This is a genomic window from Candidatus Neomarinimicrobiota bacterium (genome assembly GCA_041862535.1).
In the GTDB taxonomy this organism is placed as follows: Bacteria; Fidelibacterota; Marinisomatia; order SCGC-AAA003-L08; family TS1B11.
The window spans coordinates 1-8252 of record JBGVTM010000371.1; the positions used below are offsets into that span (position 1 = coordinate 1).

Consider the following 8252-nt stretch of genomic DNA (forward strand, 5'->3'; position numbering starts at 1 on the left):
TCAACAGTAACCGTGACCGGGTTTTCCGTGCTGGTTACATCGCCGCTCCAACCAGCGAACTCCCAACCAGTCTCCGGTACTGCCGTCAGGCTGACCTGCGTGCCGCTGGCAAAGACCGTACCAGCGGGATCAAGCGTCACACTGCCCGAACCTACTGTGGCCACCGTCAGCGTATACCCAGCTGCCGTCAATACATCCCAGCGCGGATCGCCCAGATCCGCACCACCGGTAGCTGCTCCAACCGCAGGTGAATTGGCATACAGGTCGAAGTTGCCGTTTTCCGGATCGACGAACAGGGGATTCTTCTCTCTCAACACGTTAATCAGTTGATCCGCAGTGGCACCATCCTCCAAACCGATGCTATCGGGACAGGCGTAATACAGGAAGTTCTCCACCACCGACCCGGTGCCATAGATCCGACAGGCGTATTCACCCGAACTGCTGTAGGCAACAATGGAGTTCTTGATAACCGCATTGTCGCAGGTGTTGGGATACAGCGCCTTGCTCCCCATGTCCACTACCGTCACATGGTTGACGAACACCTCGGGATCAGGCGTCCCGGCTGAAATCGCGTCATGCGCCTGGATGTAAAACGCCTCATTGCCACCATCCCAGAAAGTGCAGTTTTCGATCCTGAGATACTTGGCCGAACCAGGAGCAATCGACACGTCCTCATCCTTGAAGGAGATGTGCTCACCCGGCATGTGTTCGAACAGGGTGTTCGTGACCACTACCGAATCCATCCGGGTCCCCGTACCACCCTTGATTGCATGCCCGTCCGGCTCAGCGGCCCCATTGCTAAAGTTCCGGAACACACAGTTGTACACTCTCAGGTCAATGCCTGCAGTCGTCGTACTCCGGATGCAATCCGTGGTCAAGGAATCATTCGCGGAGCCGTCAAAGATGATCCCATCAAGGGTCAGATCGGCATCCAGAGTGATCTGGCGACTCGGGTGATCACAGGTCCAGACCGGTGGATCCGTCAAACCGGCGGCAGCCTGGATGGTGATGGCCTTGTCAACGACCAATGTGAGGTCTTCATTATACACACCGCCATCCGTCACCAACACCAGCGTGTCACCGGCCGAAGCAGCAGCCAATGCTGTGGAAATGGCATTGTTACCCGCTGCTACATCGGTCTTAGCCGCCGAGACCATGCTCGTCCAGCAGGCCACAATCAGCAGGCTCAGAATGAGTCTACCAACCGGTGAACCTCTCTGCCGGACAGGTTTAGCATAACTGTCCATGTTACCCTCCTTTTATGAGCGCTTTAACCTAATCTCCTATAAACTAAGATTCTGCCCTAACGCTTGATGAAAGAAGTCGATGAAGTATAATTGGGCGCCTCTCGCTGGCAGCCATCCTCCAGCGCACGCCAGCAATTCTATGTGTGATCTTATTCTTCGTACGCTACACCTATAGAGACGATTGACACTTCGCATTGTTGTCCCGGTGGGGCAACGAACATTAGCCGCTATATATCGAAGCGGCTACTTCAGAAGCACCATCTTTCTTATTTGCACGAAATTATCGGTCTCAATCCGGTAAAGGTAAACACCGCTGCCGACCAGGTTGCCGCGGGCGTCCTTGCCATCCCACATGACTTTGTAACTACCAGCCTCCTGGTTTGTATCTACCAGACGAGCTACTTCCTGGCCCAGCAGGTTGTACACCATCAACCGCACCCCGGACGCGTGTGACAGTTCATAGCGAATAGCAGTCGCAGGGTTGAACGGATTGGGGTAGTTCTGTGCCAGCGAAAATTCAGCAGGTACGGTTCGATCCGCATGACCAGCAGCTACGGTGCCGCCTGCGTCCCAGAGTTCCTTTAACTCGGGGAACCAGTTCAAATCCCCTAGAGGAAAATTACCATCAGCATAGCGATAGGATTGCGTCGTGGTCGGATACGAAAAGTCAAAGGGGCAGGTCCCGAAGCCTTCCTCGCCAAATTTTCCCACATCGCCGTTATCGAAAGGTGGCTGGTAGTCTTCTTCACCACCATATTCCTCCCACACCACGCGAATGATATTAAGCGTCGTATCCAGACTCGGTACCTTGGTGAACGTGACGGGATCGTGGATGATATCCGTGGTATCAATGAGAGTGTATCCCAGACTATCGGTGAAATCCACCGCAACCAACGTAGTGTCCTTGAGGTTACCCCATAGATCGACTATCGCCGGATCCATATAAAAATTGTTGCTGCGGAATTCAATGGTCTGGGTCAAATGTTTAATCTCGGGAGTAGAGAGGGTATCCATGAGATCGAAAATATAATCGGGATCTGTGGTCGTACTCGCACGTCCCAGGAATCCGGCATTGACAACCAGATTATTGGTAAAGAGAAAGGTCACCACTTCACCAATGCCCATGAATTCCTCGCCGATGTTGTAGAAGGTGTTGTGGTTAAACTTGAGGTAATTGATATACTTGCCCCCTTCATCTCGATGAACCTTGCTAATCAAATTGTAAAAAGTACAATTTTCAACGACGAGGGTATCCACCAGATTACTGCGGTTATCGATACCGCGGCCATTCAGAACACAGTAGCTGAGAATGGAATTGGTGATGAAAACGCGCTGGCTGTCGGCATCGAGTCTGACAAAAGATTGCCGATCTCCATGCAGATGACAATCATCGATGACGACGCGAATGTATTTCCCACTGATCTTGACAATATTTTTATCATCCATTACATTGCCCTGGTCAACATTGGTGGCATACAGTCCCTTGAGCGTCAAATCCGCCCAGGCCTGAAAGCACTTAACCGAGAACCCCCCGGTGAGAACTGCCGGCACCAGCTTGGGCCGGTCACCATCGCCTTCCTCGGCGTATACTCTCAGGTGATAGCCTGTATGCTCTATGGTCCCGGTTAAGATATAATAGGCCAAAGGTCCCCGCTGTAATTCAAAAATCACATTATCCGCTCCACTCGCCGCGATGGCATCATTCAATGTACCAAGCCCTGGTTCGACTTGTATCACCTGTTGGGCTTTTGCTATACTGTTGAATCCACAAATACAGATGCATATCAACATTGCTGTCACCAATTTGATGCAAGTTTTCATTGATGATTCCTCCATATCTGAGTTGATGGTTTCCTAATGATTCACGAATGAATTTTTCACTGCCTGAATACATACCTTTGAGCCCATTGGTGCCGATAACACCTAGCCGGGATCTGGAATGATACTCATAACATTGACTACTTAAAATTCATACCGTATTCCCAGATCGGCCGTCCAACCGAAATACTCTTCATAGGTGGGAAAAACCTCCTTCCATAAGTAGGTTCCTTCGGATCGATCCGTGACATTATTCAGGTTTAAATACAGGTTGATCCCTTTGAGAAGCTCCTGCTGCATGGTGATATCCCAACGGATGAAGTCGTTGTCGTATTCATCCAGCTCTTCACGCCTATCCACCTTTTTGAGAATTTTTCCCTGATAGATCATCGAAAGACGGCCACTAAAACCGCCCTTCTCGTAGCCCACGGCCAGATTGGCAATATAATCAGCCTGACCAATCATGGGGGCAGTCCTTACCGTATCTATACAGATTTCTCCCCAAGGGAATACCGTTTCATGTTCAATAAGTAAAAATGGGTAAAAGGTCTCAGAAAAGACCCGTGAATAATTGGCATACAGGACGATGCCGTCGAGAGGACTGGGCAATCGTTTCAGGTTGGTCTGGAGTTCAATTTCAAAGCCACGTACCTGCGTTACATCTTCCACATTTTCAGGCTGCACAATTGTATCCAGATACCGCAAACCATATTCTACTCTGGTCTCTTCGCTGATGCGGCGCGTTCTAATGTAGTCCACATTCTCAACTTCTTTTGAGAATAGAGCGAGAGTGAATAGACCCAGCCGACCGTAAAATGAGAAAAAGGCATCGTAATTCCAACTCTTGACTGGATCGAGATCGGGATTCCCCTGCTCAAGGATGGAACCATCTTCTTTAAAATTTCGCCAGGGGACCAGATTATAATAATCAGGTCTCGTCAGTGACCTGGTTGCGGCCAAACGGATATCAAACCAGGTGGTGGGCTTGTAGCGAATGTGAAACATGGGCAGCAATTCATCAGAGACGCGATAACCAGTTGTATCGATAACGCCCATGAGAGTAAGCCTTTCTTCGTCGTCGGTCGTTACCGGCATCGCATACACGGTGGCGTAATCGTTAATGGTACGTTCATACCGGAAACCAGGCAGGAGCATCAGCCTGGGCCCAAGATTCAGTTCCATCATCGCATAACCCGCGATAATCTGTTCGCCGGCTTCATAACTCTCTATCAGAACTTCCGGGTCGTATTCGTACAAGGTGTCTAAAGGATTGTCATGAAAGTATTCATGACGGTAGGTATAGTAAAAATCGTTCAACGCATCAATAACCAACCCGGGACCGAATTCATATTTTCCCTCTAAAAATTCCCCGGCGGAGTAGTCGGGATCATCAAAGTTATCAAACTTGATATTCAAAGAAGAATTCAGATCCCAGCGGTCGGGATATTTCTCAGGGAGATAGTCGACCGTACCAAAATGCGATGTCTCCAGTGTTGACACATCCCGGTCGCGAAACTTGCCCCGGTACTTGCCACCGATCTTGAAATAGCCGGCCATACTTCTTCCTAAAGTAACGGGCATTTTGAGATCCAGCTTGCCAGTCAGGTCGGCATCATCTACCCAGTCCAGATCGAAAATACTATACTTGAAGAAAGTATCCTGCAGATTATTGTAAGCGGCCTCAGGAACGGGCTCGGGGCCTTGATCTAAGACAATCTTGTTTTTGTCGAGGGCACTGAGCTCATAAAAGCGTACGGTGTGTGAGAAGGGAGTCTCCTGTTTGGTACTGGAATAGGAAGCGCGCCAATCCAGATTTATGTTCAAGCTTTGGGGGAAAAGTAGATGCTTGCCGCTCATCGCGTTGGTCCATAACTGCGTTGACAGCTGACGATCCCGCATGGTGCGTTCTTGTCTGCATTCCTCGATACCGAACCGACGTCGCCGCCGGGTTTCATCCCGGTCGGTCTTGCCCCAGAAGCTGTTAAATAACAGCTCACCATTTTCGAGTTCATAATCAACGGCGAGACTGGCACTGTGGCGTCTGCGAACCTCAAATCGGTCGCCCAGGTTCAACTGGTTGATATAGATAATCGCGGTTCCATCCGCCTTCTCCCCCTTGAAGACATATTCGGCATCCATGTAGTCGGAACTGCGATTGGCCCGCTGTGTACTCCCGGTCAGCACCAGGCCGAGCTTATTTTTTAAATAGCGGTTACTGATGCTGGTGCTGCCTTGATATTGGCCATACTCGGTCTCGTGACCATTGTATCCGGTTTGGGCACGCACATTCGTTCTCAAACCCTCCGGTGCCTTCCGCACCACAAAATTCACGGCCCCCCCGATGGCATCACCGTCTCTATCGGGCGTCAGGGCTTTAAATACCTCGATACCGGCCAGGACATCCGGCGAGAGCATACTCAAATCGACTGAACGATCCAGGGGGTCAGTGGACGGGATGCGTTCGCCGTTAACGGTGATGGAATTGAACCGGGGCGACAACCCTCGCACCACCACTTTCTGGCCTTCACCGGCGTCACGCATAATTGAAATGCCCGGCAGCCGGCCCACTGACTCCGCGGCATTCTGGTCAGGCAGCTCCTGGATCTTATCCGCTGAGACAATATTGACAATGGTATTAGATGCCAGCTGCTGATTGATGGCCGCGGCCTGCCCTTCCAACTGGGCCGTTACCACCACTTCTTTGCCCGCAATTACTTCGAAATCGAGCGCGATATCCTGCTCGACTATCTGGTCCGCCTCGACGGTGATAGGGAAGCTCACATTCCTATAACCGATGTAGGATACTTCCAGGGTATATTCACCGGCCGGAACCCGCGGTATCTGGAACATGCCATCCCGATTCGTCGCCGCACCCAGGGCCGTGCCTTCCAGTACCACATTGGCCCCCGGCAACGGTGCCCCCGTATCGGCGTCCCGGACCGTACCGGCGATTTTGCCCGTCGCTGCAAAAATATTGGTCCCCAGCAGAAGGATCAGTCCAGAAGCGATGAAACGAGACCGACTCCTCATAATTCAGCCTCCTAAGAATTCCACACCCAAGATAAGTGTATCCGATAAGTGAGGGATGAGATCACTCTCCTGCTGGTGTATAGCTCCCCGATCAGGTGTGAATCCGTTCTAAATGCTTTGCTAACAAGGCCTTGACGCATATTGGATGCTGCTAACTTGCTACCGCCGTTGTTGGGCTCTCCTCCGGTGCACCTAAACAAGCACTCGTTGGTACCCCGCCACAGGACTCCCGGACGACCAGCCGGGGTTTCAAGAAGGTCCGGATGACCGAGTGGTCTCCATTCACTTTATCGATGAGCGTCTCCACCGCCAGATGACCGATGAGTGTGGTAGGCTGATGTACCGTCGTCAACGGTACCGGAGCATGCAGGTCGCGCTCGATATCATCGAATCCTACAATAGCCACATCCTCCGGTATCCTCAGTCCATTAGCCAGGATTCCCTGCTCGAAGCCCAGGGCAGATAGATCATTATAGGCAAAAATGGCATCCGGCCTATCAGGCTGCTTTACTACCAGTTGACCGATCTCATACCCGGACTGATAATGGTTCCACTCTCCATTATACAGGAGCTGATACACCAGGCTTTCATCAACCGGAAGACCGTGTCGTTCCAGTGCCTGGCGGTATCCTTCCCCCCGGAGGTCACCCAGAACATTGCCCTCTTCACCACTGATATACCCTATCTTCTTGTACCCGAGACTAATCAGGTGCTCCGTCGCTATGAAAGCACCATATCGATGATCGGTCCCGATATAGGAAATGTCCTCATCCTCAACATAAGAGACCATGACAAGCGGAAATTTTTCACGTTGCAGGCTTTTGATCACATCGGTGGCACGATGAACATAGCTCATAGATGCGATAATCAACCCGCTCACACCGAGTTGGCGGAAACGAGTCACTTGACTTTCTTCTTCTTCGGCCAGATTGGAAGTATTCGAAAGAAGGATATTGTATCCAAGATCGGCGGCTTTCCCCTGAACACTGTGGACGATGAGCGAGAAAAATGGGTCCCTGAGGTCTCTCAAGACCAGGCCGATCAAGGCCCGATCCGAGTAGGTGATTGCTCTCTTTGGCTGGGCAACAAAGGTACCTTTTCCGGCCCGACTTAAAAGCAGGCCCTCACTGATTAACTCGGTTAATGCTCGCTTAATGGTGATACTACTTACACCGTATCTCTGGGCGAGCTCTCTCTGGGAAGGGATCTGGTCACCTGCTTTGAGCTGACCGGAGTTGACCTGCGCCCTTAGGTCCTCGATTACCTGGCGGTAAAAGGGGGAGGGGTTCTCTAGATCGACAGCCATTAAGCGTCGTTACCTAAAAGCAACATGCCCTGCTGAGATTGCCAATCGGCTCTAAACGTATTAGTCTCCTTATTTGCTCTGGGAGGGCTTCGGAGAATATATAAACAGTATACTTATTATACACACTACTACGGCCCTCAGCAAGCTCTTTTCGCTATCGAAGGTGTTGCCAGGTACGGCGCCGCGCCTTAGCCGCTCCCACCGCGGGCGAATTGCCATACAGGTCGAAATTCCCGTTCTCCGGGTCGCCAAACCGGGGCCAGGTGGAGCCCTTAAAATTCAACAAAATCCATACAAAATTCCGCATTTTCAAAAAAGTTCCCGTCGGTAAGGGCAATTACAGGGTGTTGAATTCCTCCGCGGCAAGGCCAGCTAACCAGGTGATATGAGGCTGTGATCGTCATAGTGCCGGAATCTAAGGGTATTGCAGCGGTTTGTCGTTCGCCTGGTGCGCCTGGTGCGCGAAAAAAGCAGCACTCACCCCTAAATCCTCTCTCTCTTGAGAGAGGGGACTTTTCCTAAGGGATTACTACGGGACACGGAGTGAACGGGGTGAGCGCTAATTGCTCCATCAGCCCCGCAACTGGCGGGGTCAGCGGACAGCAATCAGTGGTAGTAGTCAGTCGTCAGTGGTCAGCCAGGAAGAAAGGAACCGCAGAAATTGCCACCCTTCAGCAATCCTTCGACTTCGCTCAGGATAAAGCTCAGGGCAGGCTCCTTCGACAGGCCCCGCTACACTTCGTGACGCGGGGTAAACTCAGGAAAGGCACTTCGGTCCCGACTTAAAGTCGCGACTTCCCGCTTTATGCCGCGCCTATGGCAGGATTTTAGACGGGACTGGGAGCCACCGC

4 protein-coding genes are annotated in these 8252 nt (G+C 51.4%); all 4 read right to left on the minus strand.

The window, feature by feature from the left end; genetic code table 11:
• Positions 1–1247, minus strand: a 1247-nt coding sequence (locus ACETWG_13435; GenBank protein MFB0517586.1) for a hypothetical protein, incomplete at its 3' end; no start/stop codon positions are given.
• Positions 1248–1490: 243 nt separating this feature from the next.
• Entirely contained in the window at positions 1491–2918 is a 1428-nt protein-coding gene (locus tag ACETWG_13440) for a T9SS type A sorting domain-containing protein (GenBank protein ID MFB0517587.1), read from the minus strand.
• Positions 2919–3209: 291 nt separating this feature from the next.
• The gene (locus ACETWG_13445) at positions 3210–6095 is read right to left on the minus strand and encodes a TonB-dependent receptor (GenBank protein MFB0517588.1); all 2886 of its coding nucleotides are present in this window, start codon (positions 6093–6095) and stop codon (positions 3210–3212) included.
• A 151-nt stretch (positions 6096–6246) separates the two neighbouring features.
• Positions 6247–7401, minus strand: coding sequence for a GntR family transcriptional regulator (locus tag ACETWG_13450; protein MFB0517589.1), 1155 nt, complete (start codon positions 7399–7401; stop codon positions 6247–6249).
• Positions 7402–8252 lie beyond the last annotated feature (851 nt).

Coding starts and splice junctions, on each gene's coding strand:
- ACETWG_13445 (MFB0517588.1), bottom strand. CDS start 6,095: ATGAGGAGTCGGTCTCGTTTCATCGCTTCTGGACTGATCCTTCTGCTG.
- ACETWG_13450 (MFB0517589.1), bottom strand. CDS start 7,401: ATGGCTGTCGATCTAGAGAACCCCTCCCCCTTTTACCGCCAGGTAATC.